17 protein-coding genes are annotated in these 22,667 nt (G+C 64.3%); 6 read left to right on the top strand and 11 right to left on the bottom strand.

The window, feature by feature from the left end:
• Nucleotides 1-31 precede the first annotated feature (31 nt).
• Complete coding sequence (acpA, locus tag MRBLMS1_RS19060; RefSeq protein WP_485881117.1) at nt 32-2,152, bottom strand: acid phosphatase; 2,121 nt, start codon at nt 2,150-2,152, stop codon at nt 32-34.
• 163 nt (nt 2,153-2,315) lie between these two features.
• Between acpA and MRBLMS1_RS19055 the strand changes: the two genes are divergently transcribed.
• Nucleotides 2,316-3,587 carry a cytochrome-c peroxidase gene (locus tag MRBLMS1_RS19055; protein WP_485881115.1) on the top strand — a complete coding sequence of 424 codons (1,272 nt, stop codon included), beginning with the start codon at nt 2,316-2,318 and terminating at the stop codon, nt 3,585-3,587.
• Between the two features lie 137 nt (nt 3,588-3,724).
• Nucleotides 3,725-4,057 (top strand): hypothetical protein, encoded by a 333-nt coding sequence (locus MRBLMS1_RS19050; protein ID WP_034747273.1) that lies wholly within the window; start codon nt 3,725-3,727, stop codon nt 4,055-4,057.
• Nucleotides 4,058-4,087: 30 nt separating this feature from the next.
• Here MRBLMS1_RS19050 and MRBLMS1_RS19045 read toward each other — a convergent pair whose 3' ends face one another.
• The 4 genes from MRBLMS1_RS19045 to MRBLMS1_RS19030 form a co-directional block, all read right to left on the bottom strand.
• Complete coding sequence (locus MRBLMS1_RS19045; protein WP_485881112.1) at nt 4,088-6,145, bottom strand: sensor domain-containing diguanylate cyclase; 2,058 nt, start codon at nt 6,143-6,145, stop codon at nt 4,088-4,090.
• A gap of 174 nt (nt 6,146-6,319) precedes the next feature.
• Nucleotides 6,320-8,128, bottom strand: coding sequence for an ABC transporter ATP-binding protein (locus MRBLMS1_RS19040; RefSeq protein ID WP_485881110.1), 1,809 nt, complete (start codon nt 8,126-8,128; stop codon nt 6,320-6,322).
• A complete protein-coding gene (locus tag MRBLMS1_RS19035; RefSeq protein ID WP_485881108.1) occupies nt 8,118-9,869 on the bottom strand; it encodes an ABC transporter ATP-binding protein in 1,752 nt (583 codons plus the stop codon). Before MRBLMS1_RS19035 ends, MRBLMS1_RS19040 begins: the two co-directional genes overlap by 11 nt.
• Before the next feature lie 166 nt (nt 9,870-10,035).
• Complete coding sequence (locus tag MRBLMS1_RS19030) at nt 10,036-10,893, bottom strand: phasin family protein (RefSeq protein WP_485881106.1); 858 nt, start codon at nt 10,891-10,893, stop codon at nt 10,036-10,038.
• A 382-nt stretch (nt 10,894-11,275) separates the two neighbouring features.
• On the opposite strand from MRBLMS1_RS19030, the gene MRBLMS1_RS19025 reads away from it, so the two are divergent.
• From MRBLMS1_RS19025 to MRBLMS1_RS19015, 3 genes are read left to right on the top strand one after another with little or no spacing between them, the layout of a single operon-like run.
• On the top strand, nt 11,276-12,550 hold the full coding sequence (locus MRBLMS1_RS19025) for an amidohydrolase family protein (protein ID WP_485881104.1): 1,275 nt from the start codon (nt 11,276-11,278) through the stop codon (nt 12,548-12,550).
• A 36-nt stretch (nt 12,551-12,586) separates the two neighbouring features.
• Nucleotides 12,587-13,105, top strand: coding sequence for a GNAT family N-acetyltransferase (locus tag MRBLMS1_RS19020; protein WP_485881102.1), 519 nt, complete (start codon nt 12,587-12,589; stop codon nt 13,103-13,105).
• Nucleotides 13,102-13,626 (top strand): GNAT family N-acetyltransferase, encoded by a 525-nt coding sequence (locus MRBLMS1_RS19015; protein WP_128142085.1) that lies wholly within the window; start codon nt 13,102-13,104, stop codon nt 13,624-13,626. Before MRBLMS1_RS19020 ends, MRBLMS1_RS19015 begins: the two co-directional genes overlap by 4 nt.
• Nucleotides 13,627-13,655: 29 nt before the next feature.
• On the opposite strand, the gene MRBLMS1_RS19010 is transcribed toward MRBLMS1_RS19015, so the two are convergent.
• The 6 genes from MRBLMS1_RS19010 to MRBLMS1_RS18985 form a co-directional block, all read right to left on the bottom strand.
• Nucleotides 13,656-14,903, bottom strand: a complete 1,248-nt coding sequence (locus MRBLMS1_RS19010; RefSeq protein WP_485881099.1) for an ROK family transcriptional regulator — start codon at nt 14,901-14,903, stop codon at nt 13,656-13,658.
• A gap of 102 nt (nt 14,904-15,005) precedes the next feature.
• Entirely contained in the window at nt 15,006-17,633 is a 2,628-nt protein-coding gene (locus MRBLMS1_RS19005; RefSeq protein WP_485881097.1) for a GH32 C-terminal domain-containing protein, read from the bottom strand.
• Nucleotides 17,634-17,677: 44 nt separating this feature from the next.
• On the bottom strand, nt 17,678-18,133 hold the full coding sequence (locus tag MRBLMS1_RS19000; RefSeq protein WP_485881095.1) for an RbsD/FucU family protein: 456 nt from the start codon (nt 18,131-18,133) through the stop codon (nt 17,678-17,680).
• Complete coding sequence (locus tag MRBLMS1_RS18995; RefSeq protein ID WP_485881093.1) at nt 18,126-18,923, bottom strand: ATP-binding cassette domain-containing protein; 798 nt, start codon at nt 18,921-18,923, stop codon at nt 18,126-18,128. The genes MRBLMS1_RS19000 and MRBLMS1_RS18995 overlap by 8 nt, the downstream gene beginning before the upstream one ends.
• A complete protein-coding gene (locus MRBLMS1_RS18990; RefSeq protein ID WP_456150850.1) occupies nt 18,923-19,882 on the bottom strand; it encodes an ABC transporter permease in 960 nt (319 codons plus the stop codon). Before MRBLMS1_RS18990 ends, MRBLMS1_RS18995 begins: the two co-directional genes overlap by 1 nt.
• Nucleotides 19,883-19,978: 96 nt before the next feature.
• Entirely contained in the window at nt 19,979-20,971 is a 993-nt protein-coding gene (locus MRBLMS1_RS18985) for a substrate-binding domain-containing protein (protein ID WP_485881091.1), read from the bottom strand.
• Between the two features lie 293 nt (nt 20,972-21,264).
• On the opposite strand from MRBLMS1_RS18985, the gene MRBLMS1_RS18980 reads away from it, so the two are divergent.
• Complete coding sequence (locus tag MRBLMS1_RS18980; protein ID WP_485881089.1) at nt 21,265-22,536, top strand: ABC transporter substrate-binding protein; 1,272 nt, start codon at nt 21,265-21,267, stop codon at nt 22,534-22,536.
• Nucleotides 22,537-22,667 lie beyond the last annotated feature (131 nt).

The raw sequence follows: 22,667 nt of genomic DNA, 5'->3' as shown, positions 1-22,667 counted from the left end.
TCAAATCGGGCGGGCGCATTGTTACTCAGCCTTACTCTTGCGGTACCAGCGCCAGCGCCGCGCTGAAGTCGCCCATGGGCTTGCCGCCATTGGCCACCAGCGCCTTGTCGCGCGTGCTCAAGCCATCGAGCACGGGCAGGGCGAAGCGGTGCGTGATGGCGCGCAGGATCGAGGCCGAATCGTATTGCGTATGGTCGACCAAGCCCTTTTTCACGTACGGCGAGACGAGGATGGCCGGCACGCGCGTGCCCGGACCCCAGCGGTCGCCCTTCGGCGGCGCGGCGTGGTCATAAAAGCCGCCATTTTCATCGTAGGTGACGATGACCAGCATGCTTTTCCATTGCGGACTTTTCTTCAGCTGGGCGATGACGCTGGCGATGTGCGCATCGCCGTCGGCCACGCTGGCGTAGCCCGGGTGCTGGTTCAAATTGCCCTGCGGCTTGTAGAAGGTCACGGGCGGCAGCTTGCCGGCGCCCGCGTCGGCCAGGAACTGGCTGTCGAAGTCGCGCAGGTGGGCGGCGCGGTAGGCGGGCGCCTTTACGGGGTCCATGTTGGCAAAGTAATTGAACGGCTGGTGGTGGAACTGGAAGTTGGGCGGATTCGGGAAGCTGCCGGCGCGCGCGCTGGCCGTGGCCAGGGCCGTCGTGTCCTTCCAGGCGCCCGCATACCAGGCCCAGTCGATGTTCTTGCCAGAGAGCAGGTCGCCGATATTCGTCTGCGTTTGCGGCGGCAGCGTATTGGCCTTGCCCGTGTCCGCATACAGTTTGCTGCTGTCGCCCGAGGCGGGCGCGTTGCTGCTGGGCTGGAACGGCGGCTGCATGGTATTGACGGCGTAGAACATGCCCGTGCTGTCGGCCGGCGTCAGCGCGCCGTCGTTGGCATAGGCGGGCGCCCCGTTCAAGACCGTGCCTGGCGCCGTGGCGGATGGCGTCAGGCGCACAAAGTTGCCGTTGGCGTCGACGTCGATCTTCGCGATCGAGCCTTTCGCCACCGAAGTGTCCGCGTTTGGATACGTGGGTGCGCACGCGCAGATCAGGTACTGGTGCGTGAGGAAGGAGCCGCCGAAGGCGCCGATGAAGAGGTTGTCGGCCAGCGCATATTGCTTGGCGATGTCCCACAGCTGCATCTTGCTGCCATCGTAATAGCCCATCGAGAGTCCGCCCGCATCGGAATACGCGGCGAACTTGTCGTTGGCGCCGCCGTTGATCTGCATCTGGTTGTTGTAGAAGCGGTGCACGAGGTCGCGCGTGATCACCGATTGCGGCAGGTACAACGGGCTATTGGCATCGTCGATCTGGAACGGCTTGTTGGGCAGGTTGGCCGATTGCGCCTGCGTGATGACGGTGCTCTGGCCGGCCGCCGTCATGCCGCCCCAGGTGGGTGGCAGCACGGGCAGGGTGCTGCCGTCGATGTCTTTCTGTGGCACATAGGCGGCGCTTGATGTGGGGTTCACGCCCGGCACGCCGTTCGCGCCCGGGAACAGGCCGTACAGATTGTCGAAGCCGCGGTTTTCCGCGTAGATGACGACGATGGTCTGGATATTGTTCAGTGCCAAGCTGCTATTCAGTGCGGCCAGCGCATCGGCGGGCGCCGCCTGCGCGCTGGCGCTGGCGATCAAGGCCGTCACGCTGGCGTTTTCCGCCTTCAGTTTCGCCAGCTCGTCGCCGCTGGCCTTGTTGAAGTCCGACGCCAGGCCCGCTTCGGACACGCCGATGCGCGCGGCCAGCTTGCCGCTGGCGGATGCAAAGTCGCCGCCATTGCCATCCATGACTTGCGCCAGTTCCGTCGACAGGGCGCTGACGAAGGCGCTGTGCCCGGCGGGGGCGCGCAGCAGCAGCTTTTGCGTGACTTTGGTACCGGCATCGCCGACGACTTCATGGCGGATGGCGTCCGTGCCGACGGTCACCAGCACGGCGCCCTGGCCGTCCAAGGTGTAGCTGCCGTCGGCCGCCGTGCGCACGGCGGCGGAGGCGCTGTCGCACGTGAGTTTGGCGTTGGCGCTTTCCAGGCATACCTGGGCGTTTTCATAGTAGCTGCCGATCACCTGGCCCGTGGTGCTGGGCGTGATCGCATAGTTGCTGCCGCAGGCGGCCAGGCCCAGCGACAGCAGGATAGGCAGGGGACGTAAGACGGGGCGGGAGTGCGGTTTCATGTGCATGCCTTTTGGGTGGAAAACGTCGCATGCTAGGCAGGCAATATGTCAGCTGCGTGACATGTCGGCGCCTGTTACATGACGTAATGTACGGACTTGATACATTAGGTTTCGCAGGGTTTTGTCACGCAGCTGTCACATGCCATTGCTACGCTGCCAGCCCATGATGAAAACGAACTCCACCTTGCTGCTTGCCATTTGCGTGCTGTCCGCCTGCCAGCCCGCGCCGCAAAAAGAAGCGTCCGCTCCCGCCGCCTACCTGGCAGGCGCCTACGCGCCCAGCCTGAAACATCAGCCTTCCGTGGCCCAGATGACGGCCATGGGCCGCGCCATGTTTTTCGAGCCCAGCCTGTCCGTGTCGGGGAAGATGTCGTGCTCCAGCTGCCACAGTCCCGAGCATGCATATGGCCCGCCGAATGGGCTGGCGGTGCAGCTGGGCGGCCCTGAGCTCCAGGATGCGGGCACGCGCGCGGCGCCCTCGCTGCGCTACCTGCAGACGGCGCCCGCCTTCACCGAGCACTATCACGACGACGATGGCGACGACAGCGTCGACGCGGGTCCCACGGGCGGACGCAACTGGGATGGCCGCGCCCAGTCGGGCCACGAGCAGGCGCTGGCGCCCTTGCTCTCCAAACGCGAGATGGGCAACCGCGATGCGGCCGCCGTCGTCGCCAAATTGCAGGCCGGCCCCCTGGCGGCGCAGTTCCGCCAGACGTATGGCGCGGATATCTTCGCGCAGCCGGGCCAGGCGCTGCGCTGGGCGCTGATGTCGCTGGAAGTGTTCCAGGAAAGCCCGTTGGACTTCTATCCGTACACGAGCAAGTATGACGCCATGCTGCGCAAGCAGGCCGTGTTGAGCCCGCAGGAAGCGCGCGGCCTGGCCCTGTTCAACGATGAACGCAAGGGCAATTGCGCGTCCTGCCACATCAGCCAGATCACTTCCGGCGGCGCCTTTCCCCAATTTACCGATTACGGCTTGATCAATATCGGCGTGCCGCGCAATGGCAAGCTGCCCGTCAATGCGGATCCGGCGTACTTCGACATGGGCTTGTGCGGCCCGGACCGCACCGACTTGATGGAGCATAAGGAGTATTGCGGCAGCTTCAAGACGCCGTCCCTGCGCAACGTCGCCCTGCGCAAGGTGTTCTTCCACAACGGCAGCTTTGACAGCCTGGAGCAGGTGCTGCGCTTCTACGTGCAGCGCGATACGGCGCCGCAAAAATGGTATCCGATGGATAAAAACGGCAAGGTGCGCAAATACGACGACCTGCCGCCCGGCCTGGCGTCGAACGTGAACGTGGAAGCGCCGTTCGACCGCCAGCCGGGGCAGGCGCCAGCCCTGAACGACGCGGAGATCGCCGACGTGATCGCCTTCCTGCACACCCTGACGGATGGCTATCAGGCCGCCCATCCGGTGCAGGGAAAACATGGCTAAAAGATATCAAGATACCATTGCTTACAACTACGCCACAAAAGCCTGTTTTTATGTGCGTTAGCGCACGCTAGAAAATTTTAGCCAGGTGTATATTGCGAACTGATCTGTGTCTTTTGATAACAACGAAAGGGAATACCATGAAAGCAAGCAAAAATTGGATGACCGTGTGCGCCGCCGGGATGATGGTTGTGGCACTGGCTGCCTGCCAGAAGAAGGATGATGTCGCCGCCGCCGGTCCTGCGGAACAGGCTGGCCAGAAGATCGATGCGGCCGCTGCCAAGGCTGAAGCCGACATCAAGGATGCCGCTACCAAGGCTGACGCTGCCGTGAGCCAGGCCGCTGCCGATACGGGCGCCAAGATGGACCAGGTCGCCGCTGACGCCGACAAGAAAATGAGCGAAGCGGCCGATGCCGTGGGCAAGAAAGTGGAAAAAGCCGGCGAAAAGATGCAGGACGCCGCACACAAGTAAGCACGTCATCATCGCACCCCGCAGCTGCCGTCAGGTGATGGCGGCTGCGGCGACGCCTTCGCTGGCCTGGCCGCCTGATACGGCCGTCTCCGTCTTGTCCATCCCGTCTGTTCCCCCCAGTACCACGCTCAAATCGACAAAGCCGTCGCGCCACGCGCGTTCCAGGTCTTGCTCCACCGCTTCCAGTGTCGTTCTTTCCACCTGCCGAAAACCGCGCAAGCCATACGCCCGGTTGCGCCCGTGCGCCTTCGCCAGGTACAGCGCCATGTCGATCAGGTTGACGCTGCGTTCCCACGTGAGCGGCCGTCCCAGCGGCGCCAGCGGATAGGGCGCAAAGCCGACGGACACATGCACCTGGATGGTCTGCCCCTGGTAGTCGATGCTTTGCGCCGCCATGCCGTTGAGGATGCGCCGCGCGATGTCGTCGAGCCCGTCGCGGGCGACGGCCGGCAGGAAGGCGAGGAATTCCTCGCCGCCCCAGCGCACGATCATGTCCGTTTCGCGCAACACGTCGTGCAGGGTTTCGGCGATCGTCGTCAGCACCAGGTCGCCCGCCGCATGGCCGTAGCCGTCGTTGATGTGCTTGAAATGGTCTACGTCGAGCAGGAACAGCGCACCCACGACATCGCCGCCGGCATAGGACGGCTGCGGCTTGCCCGCATGGCTGCGCATGAATTCCTGGAAATGGCGCCGGTTGTACAGGGCCGTCAGCGGGTCGCGCGAACTCTGGCGCTTGAGTTCCTGGTTTTTCACCTTGAGCTGCACGTTCGCGTGGCGCACCTTGCGGTATAGCAAGCCGACGATGGCGGACGCCATGGCCAGTACCAGCGCCAGCAGCCACCACACGCGCTGCTGCAGGCGGCGGTTGTCGATTTCCGTGCTCTTCAGCTGATTTTCGCGGCTCAGCAGCTCGATCTGGCGCTGTTTCTTTTCCGCCTCATACTTTTCTTGCAGCTCATACACGGCCTTTTGCCGCTGCTTTTCGAACAGCTGGTTGGAAATGCCGCGCTCGCGGTGATACGCGGTGACGGCGCCACGCAGGTCGCCCGCCTTTTCCAGCGCCATGCCGTATTCCAGCAGCACGGCCTGCATTTCCGGCTGGTTGGCCGTGCGTTCGTAGTAGGCCAGGCCCGTGGCCACGCTTTGCTTGCCTTCCTGCAACCGTCCCTGGCCGATCAGCGCCTGGCCGATATTGAGCCTTGCCGTCGCTTCCACCTGTTCATCGTTGACGAGGCGCGCTGCCGTGATGGCTTCATTCGCGTAGCGCAAGGTTTGCCCGTAGTCGTCTTCCTTCAGGTAGCTGTCCGACAGATTGACGAGGGTGACGGCGACCATGCCGCGCGCGCCCAGCTGGCGTTCCAGCGCCAGGGCCGCCAGCAGGGCGCGCTGGCCCCGCCGAGGCTGCTGCGCGTCGAGCGCCAGCCCGTATTCCGTATTCTTCGCCTGCGCCATGCGGCCCGGCGACGCCAGGGTGCTGGATACGGCCAGCAATTCATCGAGCACCTCGAAACCCTTGTCGTATTCGCGCATCTGCGTGTACAGCAGGGTGAGGGCATTCAGGGCGGCGGCCAGGCTGGACGGGGATTTGCTCTGGCGCGCCAGGTCGACGGCCGCCTGCAGCTTGGCCAGCGCAAACGGGAAATTGCCTTCCTCTGCCCACGATTGCCCCGCGCTGATGGTGGCCTGCGCGCGCACGGTCAAGTCGTCCGTGCGGTTGGCGATCTTTTCCGCTTCAAAGGCCAGCAGGTGCGAGGCGCGGCGCTCGTTCCGGGCAAACGTGATGTAGGCCTTGTTGAGCATGCCCTTCGCCAGCGCCACGTCGCTCTTGTTCTGGCGGGCGTAGGCGATCAGCTCCTCGGCCAGCTGCATGGCGATGTCGTTCTGCCCCAGGCGCATGCGGGCGTTGCTCAGTTGGGTAAGGAATTCCGCGCGGATGGGCAGGGGAGCGCTGCGCGCCTGCGTTTCCACCTCTTGCAGGCGCTGCAGGGCGCGCGCGGGTACGAAGCGGCCATCGTCGCGCACGGCGGTGAGATACTGCTCGAGGTTGCCGACCTGGGCGTGCACGGCAGGCGGCAGCAAGCAGGCCAATACCAGCAGCCAATGCGCCTTTCGCCATGATGCCCGTCTCTGTCTGCCTGCCAACGTCCCGCTCCCGCAATGACCACCTGTCTGTAACAGATTATATTCTGTTGCAATCAAGAAAGATCATGCGGGACGCAGAAATTTGCGAAAGTGCACACGGCAGGCATTGACAAGGGGCTATCACTGCGCCAGCTGCTGCAACAGGTACAGGCGCTGGTACAGGCCGCCTTCGATCTGCATCAGGGCGTCGTGCGGCCCCGCTTCCGTGATGCGGCCGTGATTGAGCACGATGATACGGTCGGCCTCGCGGATGGTCGACAGGCGGTGGGCGATGGCGATGATGGTGACCTTGCCGCGCAACTCGTTGAGGGCCAGCTGCACGATCTGCTCCGTCTGGCTATCGATGCGCGACGTCGCTTCGTCGAGCAGCAAGATGCGCGGCTGGCCGGCCAGCGCGCGGGCAATGGCGATCAGCTGCTTTTGCCCCGACGACAGGCGCGAACCGCCTTCGCCCAGCGGCGTGTCGTAGCCGTGTTCCAGCGCGGCGATGAAGTCGTGCGCATGCGCGGCGCGCGCGGCCGTCTCGATCTGCGCCTGCGTGTAGCCGCGGCCCATGTCGATGTTTTCACGCGCCGAGGCGGCCAGCAGGAAGGGGTCTTGCGGCACCAGGCCCACATCGGCGCGGAAATGCTCGTTGTCGATGCTGTCGAGGGCGACGCCATTGATGGCGATGCTGCCCTGCGTGACGGGGTAAAAGCGCAGCAGCAGCGACAGCAGGGTCGACTTGCCGCTGCCCGTGTGGCCGACGATGCCAAAAAACGCACCTTGCGGTATCGTCAGCGACAGCTCGTGCAGCACGGGCTGGTTTTCCACGTAGGCGAAGGTCAGGTTCCTGATGTCGACGGCGGGCAGCTCGCTGCCAGTTTGCGCCTGCCGCAGGGCCGGCGTTTCCCGTCCCTGCGCGTGCTCGAGCGCCTGTGCTTCGTCGAGCAGGGCCGACACGCGGGCCGTGGCCACCACCGACTGCTGCAGCTGGCTGAACTGCATGGTGATCTGGATCAGCGGCTCGATCACGCGCGCGATGTAGCTGATGAACGCATACAGCACGCCCACTTCCACGGCGCCCATCTCACGCCGGCCGAAGCTGAAGATGACGACGGCCAGCAGCACGATGTTGAGCATGTCGAGCGCGGGGCGCAGCAGCCAGGCGTTGGCGCGCAATTCCTGCATGCGCGCCGTGTAGTGGTCCTGGTTGATGCCCGTGAAGCGCGCGCCGAAGCGCTTTTCCGCGTTATTCGCCTGCAGCACGCTCATGCCGCCGATCGATTCGGCGATCTGGCCGTTGATCTCGCTGCGCAGGGCGCGCGCCCGCGTGACGGCCGGCGCGCTCCAGCGCTGGTACAGGAAGACGATGAGCAGCACGGCCGGCAGCAGGGCCAGCACGATCAGCATCAGCCGCCAGTCGAGAAAAGCCATGGCGGCCATGGTGCCGATCAGGACGATAGAGCTGTCGAGGATGACGAACAGCACCTGCACGTACAGCGATTTCACGGCTTCCGTGTCGTTGGTGACGCGGCTGACCAATTGCCCCGTGATGGCGCGGTCGAAAAAACTCATCGGCAGGCGCAGCACGTGCTGGTAGACGGTTTCGCGCAGGCGCTGCACCGAGCGCATGGCCAGGCCGGACAGGCGCACCAGCTGCAGATAGCGCAGGCCGGACGCGACCCAGCCCGTCAGCAGGCAGCCGCCCAGCAGCAATGACATGCGCGTCCAGTCGAGGTGGCGCGGCAGCAGGTGCTGGTCGATCAGGGCCTTGCCCAGGATCGGTCCCGTCACTTCGAGGGCGGCGGCGAGGATCAGCCAGAACGTGGCCCAATACAAATGGCGCAGGTCGGGCGCGGCGGCGCGGCGCAGCAGGCCGATCGCTTGCGCGGCCTGGCGGCGCACGGATTGGGTGGCTGTATCTGTTTGTACTGTCTTAGATGGCATCGAGGCTGGCCTCCAGTTGTTGATAGCGCCACTGGCTGGCATACCAGCCGTCGCGCTGCATCAGCGCGTCGTGGTTGCCCGTTTCCGTGACGTGGCCGTCGCGCAGCACCAGGATCAGGTCCGCGTTGACGACGGCGCTCAGGCGGTGGCTGGCGATGATGGCGCTGCGTTCGGGGCGGCGCGCGCGCAGTTCTTCCAGGTGCTGCAGGATGCGCGTTTCCGTGCCCGTGTCGACGGCGGACAGCGCGTCATCGAGCAGCAGCAAGCCGTTGTCGGCCAGCAGGGCGCGTGCAATCGCCACACGCTGGCGCTGGCCGCCGGACAGGGTGATGCCCTTTTCGCCCACGTGCGTCTGATAGCCATCGGGGAATTGCAGGATATCGTCGTGGATGTCGGCCAGCTGCGCCGCCCGTTCCACTTCCTCGCGCGTGGCGCCGGGACGGGCCAGGGCGATATTGTCGGCGATGGTGGCGGAGAACAGGAACGACTCCTGCGGCACCCAGCTGATGGCAGCGCGCAGCGCGTGCAGGGTGTAGGCGTCGAGCGGCTGGCCGTTCCACGTGGCTTGACCTGATTGTGGCGTCACCTGGCGCAGCAGCACGCGCAGCAGGGTCGACTTGCCGCTGCCTGTGGGCCCGACGAGGCCCAGGGTCTGGCCCGGCTGCAAACGCAGCGAAATGCCGGACAGTGCCGGCGCCGTCTGGCCTGCGTAGGCAAAGCCGACGTCCTGCAATTGCAGGGGGCCGGGCGTCAGGGTGGCGATGGTGCCGTGGTCGTCGATGGCCAGCGGCGCATCGAGCATCGGCTGCAAGCGCTGCCAGGCGGCGCGGCCCCGTTCGATCAGCGAGAGCACCCAGCCGGCGGCGAACATGGGCCAGATCAGCTGGCCCAGGTACATGGAAAAGCTCGTCAGCGCGCCGATGGTCAGCTGGTCTTGCCACACGAGGTAGCCGCCCAGGCCCAGGGTCAGCGCCGTGGCGGCCGTCAGGGTCAGGCCGACGGCCGGTTCGTACGCCGCTTCCCAGCGCTGCGCCGTCAGGCTGGCGTTGGCTGCATGGCCGGCCAGGGTGGAAAACTGCTTGCTGCTGCGCTCTTCCAGGCCCAGCGCGCGCAAGGTGCGCACGCCCGACAGCGATTCCTGCACATGGTCGTTCAGCGCGGAAAAGCGCTTTAAGGAATCCGTCGACGCCGTGTGGATATGGCTCGAGATGCGCCAGAAGGCCAGTCCCATCAGCGGGAAGGGCAGGAGGGCGATGCAGGCCAGGCGCCAGTCCACGCCCAGCAGCATGATGCCGAGCACCATCAGCAAGGTCAAAGTGCCGTCGAAGCCGGCCAGCATGGCTTCGCCGGCGGCCATTTCGATGGCGTCGATGTCGTTCGTTGCCAGCGCCATCAGGTCGCCCGTGCGCTGGTTCTGGTAAAACGACGCGCCCTGCTGCGACATGCGCGTGTAGAAGCGCGTGCGCAGCATCACGCCCAGCTGGTAGGCAGCCTTGAACAGGGTGATGCGCCAGCCCACGCGCAGGAAGTAGATGACGACGCCGACGGCGAGCAGGGTCAGCAGCTCAAGCCACAGTTCGGCCGCCGTCATGCGGTGCGCGGCCAGCGCGTCGATGATGGCGCCCACGCGGCGCGGGATCCAGACGGTCAGTGTTGCCACGCCTGTCAGCATGACGGCAGCGGTGGCATACGCCGGCCAATGCTGACGCACGAAGCCGGCGATGAGCCTCGATAAACTCATGGTTACCTTTTGTTTTTGAGTAATGGGGTGTCGCGGGGCGGAAGGACGGGCACGCGGACGGAAAGTACGCGTAGGATACAACAAGGTGGAAAAGCGCGCTGTGGACGGGCACGCAAAAAACGGGCCGTAGCCCGTTGTTTTGCTGCGTCAGTGCTGTGCGCGAGGCTTACTTGCGGCCGCTGCCTTTAGCGCCACCCAGCATGTCGAGCTGTTTCGATGGCGTACCCTTTGGAGCGGCCTTGGCTGCCGGCTTGGCGGCTGGGGCAGGGGCGTGCTTGACGGCGGCCTTGGCTACGGTCTTGCCGGCGGCGCTGGCTGGCTTGGCGGCCGGTTTGCTCGAAGGAAATGGTTTTGCGGCAGGCTTGGCCGGTGCCGGCGCGGCGGCTTTCGCTGGTGCTGGTGCTGGTGCTAGTGCTGGTGCAGGTGCGGGTTTGGCCGCTTCCGGCTTGGCTGCCGGTTTGGCTTCCACCGCTTTCACGGCTGGCTTGTCGGCGGCCTTCTCGGCAACCTTGGCAGGCGCTGCTTCTGGTTTGGCTGCCGGCGCGGCGGCAGGCTTGGCTACTTCGGCAGGCTTGGCGGCAACGGGCGCAGGTGCGGCTGCTGGCGCTGGTGCAGGTACAGCGGCAGGCGCAGGTACAGCTGCCAGCGCAGGCTTGGCTGCGGCAGGAGCGGGGGCGGCGACAGGCGCGGCTTCGTCGAGGCGGGCCTTGGCCGAGGCCAGCAATTCCGCCTGGGTGCTCGAGGCGATGCCGAACAGCTGGCGGCTGTAGGCCAGCACGCTCTCGATGTTCGGTTGCGCCTGGCTGGTGCTGTAGCTGAAGAAGTCGCGCGGGTCCTGCGTTTCCAGCAGGTGCTGGGCCGTCTCCGCCGTTTGCGAGATGGCGGCCTTGCCGGCGTTCAGGTTCAGCGCGATGATTTTTTCGGCGCTTTCAAAGACTTTGCTGGTGAGGGTGCTGAAGATTTGCAGCTGGCTTTCCAGTTGCGACTTGGCGGCGCTGGAAAATTGTTCAGGAAGCGGAAACATATTTACTCCTTTGTACGGATTAAAATGCTGGCAAAACGCTCTGCAAAATCCCGAAAACCAGAGTTGGCCGCGTTTTGTAAAGTGGGTAGCGTGCTAAACAGCTGATCATAGACTTTTTATGATGCAACGCAATATGAATATTCTAGCGGTGATTCGAGTTAGTTGAAAGCTATTTTCTCAAGGGCGTCTGCCCCGCGCATGCTTGTATTCATGCGTCTGGCAGCATTTGCCATAAGTTTGCGCGTGCGCAAAGCGTTGTCAGGGAATCTATGGCTATGCTTTTGCCAGTGACTATATTCGTGCACCGCAGCATCCTTGAGAAAGCCAAGATGCCAAGCTACTTGAAGCGCCAGGTACCGTAGTCAACCGAAGGAGTGTCCGCATGGACCTTGTCATCCGCAATGCCAGCCTGCCCGACGGGCGCCGCGCCATCGATATCGCCATCGAGGGCGGCCGCATCGCCGCCGTCGGCCCTGCCTTGCCCGTGACGGGCGCGCAAGAGATCGATGCCGAGGGCGACCTCGTCACGCCGCCGTTCGTCGACGCCCACTTCCACATGGACGCCACGCTCAGCTATGGCTTGCCGCGCGTAAACGCCTCCGGCACCCTGCTCGAAGGCATCGCCCTGTGGGGCGAGCTGAAGCCGCAATTGACGCAGCAGGCGCTGGTGGACCGCGCCCTGCAGTATTGCGACTGGGCCGTGGCGCGCGGCTTGCTGGCCATCCGCTCGCACGTCGATATCTGCGACCCGCGCCTGCTGGCCGTCGAAGCGCTGCTCGACGTCAAGCGGCAGGTGGCGCCGTATCTCGATTTGCAGCTGGTGGCGTTCCCGCAGGACGGCATCCTGCGCAGTCCCGGCGCCTTCGACAATCTGAAGCGCGCGATCGCCATGGGCGTCGACGTGGTGGGCGGCATCCCGCATTTCGAGCGCACCATGGCGGACGGCGCGGAATCCGTGCGCCTGCTGTGCGAATTCGCCTGCGAACGTGGGCTGATGGTCGACATGCATTGCGACGAGTCGGACGACCCGCTGTCGCGCCACATCGAAACCCTGGCCTTCCACAGCCAGCGCCTTGGCATGCAGGGCAGGGTGACGGGATCGCACCTGACGTCCATGCATTCGATGGACAATTATTATGTGAGCAAGCTGCTGCCCCTGATCCGCGAGGCAGGCGTGGCGGCCATCGCCAATCCCCTCATCAACATCACCTTGCAGGCGCGCCACGATACGTATCCGAAGCGGCGCGGCATGACGCGCGTGCCCGAAATGCTGGCCGCCGGCATCCCCGTCGCCTTTGGCCACGACTGCGTGATGGACCCGTGGTACAGCCTCGGTTCGGGCGACATGCTGGAAGTGGCGCACATGGGGCTGCACGTGGCGCAGATGACGGGCCAGCAAGCGATGCACGACTGCTTCCTGGCCGTGACGGAAACGCCGGCGCGCATCCTGGGCCTCGATGGCTACGGCATCGCGCCCGGCTGCCATGCGGATTTGCTGATCCTCGATTGTGGCAGTACCGTGGAAGCGCTGCGCCTGCGCGCGGCGCGGCGCCTGGTGCTGCGGCGCGGGAAAGTCGTCAGCGAAGCGCCGCGCGCGCAATCGCGCCTGCACTTGCCGGGGCGTCCGGACAGCGTGAACTTCCGCCTGGGCCGCTGATACAATCAGCCATCACTTGTTATCAGGAGCACCGACTTGAAAGAAATTGATATCCGCCCGGCCAACGAAGCCGATTTCGACGCCATGTGGCCGATCTTCCAGACCCTGGTGGCCGGCGGCGACACCTATCCCTTCCCCGCCGATACCACGCGCGAAGCGTGCCACGCCTACTGGTTCGGCCCCGGCGTACAAAGCTTTGTCGCCACCATGGGCACGGAGCGCCTGCTGGGCATGTACAAGCTGGTGGCGAACCAGCCTGGCCATGGATCGCACGTGGCCAATGCCTCGTTCATGGTCGACCCGGCCGCGCAGGGCGTGGGCGTGGGGCGCCTGCTGGGCGTGCACTGCATGGAAGAAGCGCGCCGCGCGGGCTACCTGGCGATGCAGTTCAACTTCGTCGTCAGCACCAACCTGGCCGCCGTCACCCTGTGGAAAAAACTGGGCTTCACGGTCGTCGCCACATTGCCGCTGGCCTACCGCCACGCGCAGCTCGGCTATGTCGACGCCTATGTGATGTACCAGCTGCTGACCGACCCGATGCAGTGGCCGGCATGAGCGGCGCCGTCACCGTGATCGAGACGCCCCGCCTGCGCCTGCGCACCGCCAGCGTCGATGACGCGGCGTTTTTCCTCGGGCTGGTGAACGAACCGACCTGGCTGGCGACCATCGGCGACCGTCAGATCCATACCATGGACGCGGCGCGCGCGGCGCTGGAAACGGGTCCGATCGCGCAACAGCAGGAACTCGGCTACTCTTTCTATATCGTCGAGCACCGTGGCGATGGCGTGGCGATCGGCATGTGCGGCCTGATCAAGCGCGCCACAATGCCGGGTCCCGACATCGGCTACGCGCTGCTGCCCGCGTATTGCGGCCAGGGCCTGGCCTGGGAGGCTGCAGCTAGCGTGGTGCGCCATGCGCGCGACGTGCTGTGCCTGCCGGCTGTGTATGGCCTCGTGTCGCCGCAGAACCAGCCTTCGATCAACTTGATCAACAAGCTCGGTTTGCGCTTCGAACGCTTTTCGCGCCAGCCCATCGTCGGCAAGGACATCAATATCTATCGCAAGAGTTTTTCTTAATCTCTATACAAAACAACGCGACAGAACCTTTACTTGAGGAACAGGTCCCGGTCCGGCGCGAAATGCGCGTACAGCGGCAGGAAGGCGCCGCCAACGGCGCGCGCGTCGGAGCCGACGGTGCCGCCGAGCACCTGCGGTCGGGCGATGCCCTCCCAGCTATAGCATTCCAGCGCGCGCTCGACCTGGGCCAGCAATTGTTCGAGCAGGCCGCGGTCGAAGGAACCGTCGATAATCACCCCCTCCAGGTCGAGCAGGCAGGTGGCGCTGGTGATGCTCAGCGCGATGGCCCGCGCCGCGTCGTCGAGCCAGGCCACGGTGTGCGTGACGAACGGTTCCTGCAGCGCGCGCCCGTCGTGGGCGGCGGCCGGGTCCAGCCCGGCCAGGGTGTACAACTGCTCGAGGTTGAACAGGGAAGCGTCGCCCAGCAGCTGGCCCGGTGGATGCCTGGCGCCGGCCGTGGCCATGCCGAGCGGCAAGGAACCGACCGCGCCGGCGTTGCCGTGCAGGCCGCTGTGCAAATGGCTGTTGATGACCAGGCCGCCACCGATAAAGATGTCGACGAAGATGTACAGGAAGTTCTTGATGCTGCGCCCGCGCCCGAGTACCAGCTCGGCGACGCAGGCGGCGGCCGTGTCCTTGGCGAACTCGACCGGCAACGCCGTCATCGCCTGCACGCGCTGGCCGATGTCGATGCTGTCCCACGCGTTGGCCTGCTCCGGCGCCATCTCGAGCAGATTCTGCCAGCCGCCCAGGCCCAGCGGCGCGGCGATGCCGACGCCGCACAGGCGCGGCAGCAACTTCGGTCCCAGCAGCACGGCCATGCTTTTCAGCGCCGACTCGATCTGGCCGAACACGGTGTCGGGGACGGGAAAGGGATAGGGAAACGACAGGCGCTCGCGCGTCTTGCCGACGAAATCGACCAGCAACACGTCGAGGCTGCGCCGGCCGATCTTGATGCCGATCGAGAAGGCGCCGTCCGGATTGAGCATGATGGGCACCGATGGCTGGCCGACCTTGCCGCGCACGGGCGCGCGCTTGCTGACCAGGCCGTCTTCCAGCAGGCGGTTGATGATCAGGGAAACCGTTTGCGTGCTCAGATTGGTCAGCCGGGCCAGGTCGGCCTTCGGCATGCTGCCGTGCAAGCGCACGGCCTGCAGCACCACCCGCTCGTTGAACTGGCTCATGCCCATCTGGTTCGAGCCGCGCGGCTGCAGCCATGGAACATCGTCGATGGCTGCTTGCGGCGCGCACGCCTCTTCGGTAAAGCTGTCTGACATGGCGGGGCGGGTCCGGTTTCTACAGGCGTAAAGAAGGACATTTTATTACATATCCACCGCCCCGCCAGTGAAGCCCCAGGTGGCTGGAGCTCCCGTGCAGCTTTAGCGCTTGGCCCAGATCGACTTCAAAGGCCAGATGGTCAGCTCTTTCAGTGTTGCCGCGCCGCCCACGGCGAACAGCGCGACACCGTTGCTGGACGGTTGCGGGAAGATCTGGTCGGTCAACACCACCTCGTTGCCCGCAAATACCATCACCGACGAGGTATCGACCACGATGCGCAGGTCCACCGTGCTGGTGCGCAGCGGCAGCGGGGCGGTATGACGGGCGGCAAAGCTGGCGTTGAAGCTGGCGTCGCCCGATTTGCTGCGGTCGATATAGACCTCGCCCGCTACCGCGTCATAACCGATGACGGTTTCTTCGCCATTCGCGCCGGTGCGCACCTTCAGGCCAAAACCGGTGGCACTGCCCGGCTGGAATTTGGCCACGATGTCCAGGGCCTGGCCCGGGGCGGGGGCGATAGCGAGTGCTTGCACGCCGGTGGCCACGGAACGGTCCTGGGCGCTGTACAGCGCTTTGCTGCGCAGTGTGCTGAAGTTGTCCACCGGCTGCTGCACCAGCCGCGCCTGGCCGGCTATGGTGCGCAGCGTGAATTCCCGGGCGAAGGTCTGGGCGCTGCGCCATGGCGTGGTGGGCGTGTTGCCAGCGTAGTCCCAGTTGCTCATCCAGCCCAGGCCGATGCGCTTGCCATCGGGTATGCCGTTCCAGGTCACGGCGGCATAGAAGTCGGCGCCGTAGTCGAGCCAGTTGGCTTCTTCCTTGGCGCTGTCCGAAAAGACGATATGGTCGACCAGGATATGGCCCCAGCCGCCCGTGTTGTTGTCCACCACCTGGATCTGCGCGCTCTTGCCACGGTAGGCGTCCACGTTCCAGCTGCGCCAGTTCAGGGTTTCGGCATTGGCGCCGGTTGCGCTTTTGACCACCTGGCCGTTCACCAGCAGGTTGACCGTCGTTTCATCGCTGACGGGCTTGGCAGGCTGGTCCGATGCCTCGAACACGTCGGCAACGATGTGTCCCCAGGCGCCGTCGTTGTCGTCGATGATGACGATCTGGGCCTGCTGTCCGGCGAACTCGCGCACGTCCCAGTTTGTCCAGTTCAGTTCGGAGTCCGCCCCGGTGGCGCTGCGCACCACCTTGCCATTGATCTTGAGCACCACCGCCGTGGGATTGGGGCTGCTGTAGGGATGGTTGCCTCCTCCGATGAGGAAGTTGATATAGTCCCTGGAGATGGTGAAGGTGGGCGACGTCAGGCTGCCCTTGGACACGTCACCGGCCCCGAAGAAGGAATTGAACACACCCGCGCCCAGCTTGCCGGCTGCCGCCTGGCGGTCGGCGTCGCTTCCGGCGGCAACCTTTTGCCCCACCACGTCGCCGGCGGGTGTCCAGCCCAGGTCGGCGTAGGTGGCATTGGCCGGGCCTTCAAAACCGGCGCCCGGGAACAGCAAGGTTCCCGCAGGCACCGTGCCGTCGCCGGCACCGGCCAGGCGTGGATGGCGCCCGCCGCCGACCATCAGATTGATGTACTTGCTGGTGACGGTGAAGGCGGGCGAGGTGAGCGTGCCCGTGGCGCCGTCATCCTTGCCCAGCCGGTAGGTGTCGAGCAGCTGGCTGCCCTGGTTGTCGGCCACGCCATGCGAGGGGACCACGGGCGTCTTGCCTGCAAAGTCGCCCGTCGATGCCCAGCCGGTGGCGTCGAAGCTGGCCGCTTCAAAGTCCTGGTAGACGGTGCCCGTGGGCGGCTTCTTGTCGATCACGCTGTTGGCGTCGGCCACAAAGCGCGTGCCGTCGAATTTCCCCACAAAATAATGCGCTCCGGAACCACCGGCCACCGAGCCGGGGTTGATGTTGATGTTCATCACCCATTTGCGTTTGCTGGCGTCGCCATCGACGGGCAGTTCGAACAGGTCGGGACATTCCCAGATGCCACCGACCGCGTTGGCCGGGCCAAAGGCGCTCATGTAGGTCCAGTCGCGCAGGTTTTTGGACGAGAACAGCAGCGCCTGGTGCTTCTCCGAGGCCACGGCAACCATGACCCATTTTTGCTCCGGTGCATACCAGAAGACTTTTGGATCGCGGAAATTTTGCCCTTCGGTTTCAAACGGCGCCGGTGGCGCGGCAATCACCGGGTTGGCGGCGTACTGGGTCCAGGTGCGTCCCCGGTCCAGGCTGTAGGCGATGGACTGGGACTGGGTGTTGGGGGCGAGCACTTGTCCGTTGGCCAGCGTTTTTCCTTGCGGGTACACACTGGTATAGATGGCCACCATGGCAGGATTGCCGGCGCTGCCAAGGCCGCTGGTATTGTTGGTGTCGACCACCACGCTGCCGGAGAAGAACATTTGCGTGAGCTTGCCGCCAGCGTCTTTTTCGGCCGTCAGGGCGACGGGCAGCTCGTTCCAGTGCAGCAAGTCGGTGCTGACGGCGTGGCCCCAGGACATGTCGCCCCAGGTATTGCCGTTCGGGTTGTACTGGTAGAACAGGTGGTATTCGCCGTCGTGGTAGACCAGTCCGTTGGGATCGTTCAGCCAGTTTTTGGCGGCGGTGTACGAGAGCTGGGGACGGTAGGTTTCAAGGTACTTGGACTGGGGCGGTCCGCTGGTGCTGTCGCTATCGCTGCCGCAGCCCACCAGCAGGGTGGCAAGGCAAGAGGCGAGAACAGGGAAGTGCTTTGACATGGTTGTCTCCTTATATTTTATGTTTTATGCCAGCTGCACATTCCTCAGCCCGCCAGCGGATCGCTGATCACACCCTTCTTGAACAGGAAATTGGCGTACGGCTGCATTTCGCCGGTCTGCACGATGGCGTAGGCGCCCTTGACGCGTTCGTAGAAGGCGAAGCGCTCGACCGCCTCGCATTGCGCCGGCGTGGCGGCGCCGGTGGCGGCGATCTGCTCGATCATGGTGCGCTGCAGCGCCGACAGATAGCCGTCGGCGGTGTTGCATACCTTCATGAAGGCGACCGGCTGGTCGACCATGGCGTCGAGCGGAAACACCGACAGCAGCGCCGCGCTGGCGCGCTGCAGGTCGATGCCGGGCAGGCGCACGAGCGGCTTGCCCTGGCCCAGGGTCTGGCTGGTGAAGTTGGCGTCGACCAGCACGACTTCCTCGCCATGGCCCATTTCGCACAGGATCTTCAGCAATTCCGGGCTGAGCAGTGGATCGATTCCCTTAAGCATGGGCTTCCTCCGGAAAGTCTTCGGCGCTCTTCGCGCCCGTCATCACCGCCACGGTGTCGGACATGCTGATGTGCTTCGGGTTCAGGACGGCGACGCGCTTGCCCAGGCGTTGCACGTGGATGCGGTCGGCGATTTCGAACACGTGCGGCATGTTGTGGCTGATCAAAATCACCGGCAGGCCGCGCTCGCGCACATTGCGTATCAGTTCCAGTACCATATTGCCCTCCTTTACGCCGAGTGCGGCGGTTGGTTCATCGAGAATCACGACATGCCTGGCAAACGCCGTGCTGCGCGCCACGGCCACGCCCTGGCGCTGGCCGCCAGACAGGGTGCCGACGGCTTGCTTCATCGAACGGATGCCGATTTTCAGATCGCGCATATGGGCTTCCGCCTCGGCCAGCATCCGCTTCTTGTCGATGCAGCGCAGGAAGCGCGACAACATGCCCTTGCGCAGCAGTTCGCGGCCGAGGAACAGGTTCTCGGCGATCGTCATGGCCGGCGCCACGGCCAGGTCCTGGTACACCGTCTCGATACCGTAGCGGCGGGCGTCGATTGGTGACTTCAGATGGATCGGCTTGCCATCGAGCAGCATCTCGCCTTCGTCCGGGACGAGGGCGCCCGACAGGGCCTTGATCAGCGAGGACTTGCCGGCGCCGTTGTCGCCGATCACGGCGAGTATTTCGCCCGGCAACAAGTCAAAATCGGTGCCGTCGAGGGCGGTCACGCTGCCGTAGCGCTTGACCAGGCCGCGGGCCTGGAATACCGGTTGCACATGCGTCGTCATGCTCATCAACCTTTCTTGTGTGTCAGTTGATCGGTGGCCACGGCCAGGATGACCAGGATGCCCGTCACCAGGATCTGGTACACCGAGGACACGCCCATCAGGGTCAGGCCGTTGCGGAACACGCCGACGATCAGCACGCCGACGAGCGTGCCCATGATCGAGCCGCGCCCGCCGAACAGGCTGGTGCCGCCGAGCACGACGGCGGTGATGCTGTCGAGGTTGTCGGTCTGGCCGCCCTGCGGGTCGCCCACGCCCATGCGCGCCACCGACATCAGCGCGGCGATGCCGTAGCACATCCCGGCGATCATGTAGACGCCCAGCAAAACTTTATTCGTGGCGATGCCGGTCAGGCGGGCCGCCTCCGGATTGTTGCCGACGGCGTACAGGTGGCGGCCGGGCGCGGTCTCGCGCAGGTACAGCCAGGTCAGCACGTACATGCCCAGCATCAGCACGGTGCCGTAGGTAAAGGTGGCCTGGCCGAGCTGGAAGGTGTTGCCGAAAAATCCCATCGCTTCCGGCAGTCCGGTGACGGTTTGGGCCTGCGAGTACAGCTGCGTGACGGCGAAGGCAATGTTCATCGTGCCCAGCGTGACGATAAACGCCGGCAGCTTGATCGAGGTCACCAGCGCGCCGTTGATGAAGCCGATCAGCACGGTGACGGCGATGCCGCACCCGATCGCGAGATAGGGGTTCATGCCGAGGTCGACGGCGAATTTGGTCATGATGACCGAGCCCAGGGCCATGGCCATGCCGCAGGACAGGTCGATGCCGGCGGTCAGGATGATCAGGGTCTGGCCGATGGCGATGATGCCGACGACCATGACTTGCTGCAAGATCAGGGAAAAATTCTGGCTGCTGAGGAAGCGGTCGCTTTGCGACGCAAAGAACACGCAGGCGGCGAGCAGGGCAATGACCGGGCCCAGTTTGGAGAGCGGCGGCATAAATGTCGGGATGGTGGAACGCATCTGTTATCCATATTCAAGAGGGGAAAAAGGCGACGCGCAGGCGGCCGCGCGCCGGCAAGGCAGATAGCCTTGCCGAACGTGGCCGCCTGCGTGGATTTATTTACCCCAGCAGGAGTTCAGGCCGAACGCCGTGTCGCGGCTCTCGATGCCTGCTTGCTGCTTGTCGCTGATCAGGGTGACGCCGGTGTCGACGTAGCCGCTGGCCTTCTTCCCGTTCTTGGCGTACTCGACGCCGGCTTCGACGCCCAGGCCTGCCATGTTCAGCGGATACTGCTGCGCGGTCGCCGCGATGACGCCGGCCTTGACGTCGCGCACGCCGGCGCAGCCGCCGTCGACCGAAACGATCATCACGTTCTTTTCCTTGCCCACGGCCTTGAGCGCCTTGTAGGCACCGGCGGCGGCCGGTTCGTTGATGGTGTACACGAGATTGATGTCGGGATTTTTCTGCAGGCAGTTTTCCATCGCCGTCTGCCCCTTGCCCTGGTCGCCGAAGCTGTCGGCCATGCACACCACGTCGGCGGTTTTCGCCGGTCCGACCGTCTTGGCGCTGATGCCCGGCGCGCCAAAGCCGGCCAGGAAACCGTTGTGGCGGGCTATCCCCACCGGATGGCCGGGGAACAAGTCCAGCATGGCGATCTTGACGGGCTTGCCGGCGAAGGCGGCCTTCGCGTATTGGCCGATCAGCAAGCCAGCTTTGTAGTTGTCGGTGGCGAACAGCGCATCGGTGGCGTCCTGCGGCTCGGTCGGGCTGTCGAGGGCGATCACCAGCACACCGGCGGCGCGCGCCTTCTTGATGGCCGGCACGATGGCTTTCGAATCGCTCGGCGTGATCATGATCGCCTTGGCACCGGCGGCCACCATGTTTTCAATCGCCGTCACCTGGCCGGCGTTGTCGCCGTCGGCGCGTCCGGCCGCCGTCAACAGCTTGGCGCCCTTCAGTTTTGCGCGTTGCTGCGCGCCTTCTTTCATCTTCACGAAGAAGGGGTTGGTATCGGTCTTGGTGATCAGGCCGACGATCGGTTCCTCGGCCATGGCGGCGCCGCCGGCTGCCGTCAGGACAGCCAGTGCGATGCATTGTTTGACGTTCATTGTGTTGTCTCCAGAATCTATTTATTTTTTACCGGGAGGCGATTGCCTCGGCCTGGGGGCGGCCGTCAATGCGGTGCCCGAGCCAAATATACGCTCGGCTAATTAATAAATCAAGCGGCTTTATATATCGTGTGTGGTAAAAAAGATCAGTCCATCGTGGCCGGCATGGAGGTCGTTTTGCTGAAAAATAGTATTTGAAAACTCGCCGCTTTTGCAGTGGTGGCAGATGGGTTTTGTTTTTATAGTTGGCATACCGGTGGAAAACCGCCGGACTATAAAAATGGAGACGTGTTATGAAAATCATGACTGCTGTTGCATGGGGTACCCTCATGTCCGCCGGGTTTGCAGACGCCTCGGCGCAAAGCTGCTCGGTGCCCGTGATCAAGGTGCTGGCGCAAAAAAGCCTGGGCCTGACGGTGATGGAAAAGACCCTCGCCGAGTATGAAAAGAAAAGCGGCACCAAGGTACAAATCAGCTATTTCGGCGAAAACGACCGCCGCTCGAAAGCCCGCCTCGATGCTTCCACCAAGGCCGGTTCCTACCAGATCTATTACATTGACGAAGCCAACGTGGCCGAATTCGCCACGGCCGGCTGGGTCGTCCCCCTGCTCAAATACCTGCCCAAGGACGCCGACTACGACGACTTCCTGCCGGGCCGCCGCGCCGTCGCCTCGTACAAGGGCGTGGCGTATTTCGCGCCCCTGATCGGCGGCAGCGATTTCCTGTTCTACCGCCGCGACCTGCTGGAAAAGGCCGGCATCGCCGTGCCGAAGACGCTCGACGAACTGGTCGCCGCCGTCAAGAAAATGAATAATCCGCCGAACGTGTATGGCTGGGCGGCGCGGGGCCAGCGCGGCTCGGGCATGAATGTGTGGCGCTGGGCGCCGTTCATGCTGGCCGCCGGCGGCAAGTGGGAAAACAATGGCATGCCGGCCTTCAATTCGCCGCAGGCCGTGAAAGCCACCACCCTGTACCGCGAGCTGTTCAAGTATTCGCCACCGGGCGGCGCCACCTACGACTGGAGCAACGCGCTCGAAGCATTCAGGTCGGGCAAGGTGGCCTTCATGATCGAATCGACGCCGTTTGCCGACTGGATGGAAGACCCGAAAAAATCCTCGGTGGTCGACAAGGTCGGCTATGTACGCCCGCCAGCACCGCTGCCATCGGCTGCGTATGGCCACGGCCTGGCCATCTCCGCCACCGGTGCGAAAGATGAATGCACGCGCCAGGCGGCCGGCAAGTTCATCGCTTTCGCCACAGGCAAGGAGCAGGAGCAGGCGCGCCTGAAGGACAACGTCTTCAGCGACTACAACCGCACCAGCACCATCAACAGCGACTACTTCCGCAAGCACGTCAAGCCGCAGATCCAGGCGGGCCTGACGGACACCACGCCCGTCTCGCGCGTCACCATCTGGCCTAGCCCCGAGTGGCCGGACATTGGCGACAACCTGGGCGTAGTTTTGGAAGAAGTGTTTACGGGCACGCGCGGCGATGTGCAAAGCGCGTTGGATGAGGCGAATGAGTATGCGACGGAAGTGATGCAACGGGCTAAGAAACGTCAGTAAGCCCGTATCGCCGACGACTCCGCTAGCTTAAATCAGGGGTCAGACCCGGCGGGTCTGACCCCAGCTCTTCGGTTCCAAGCCCCAACGGCGAAACGCTGGGGTCGGACCCTCAGGGTCCGACCCCGGTACTC

The organism is Massilia sp. LMS1-1-1.1, from assembly GCF_040815535.1.
Classification (GTDB): Bacteria; Pseudomonadota; Gammaproteobacteria; order Burkholderiales; family Burkholderiaceae_D; genus Janthinobacterium; species Janthinobacterium aestuarii.
The sequence above is the reverse complement of the archived record's forward strand: the minus strand, read 5'-3'. Positions and strand labels throughout refer to the sequence as shown.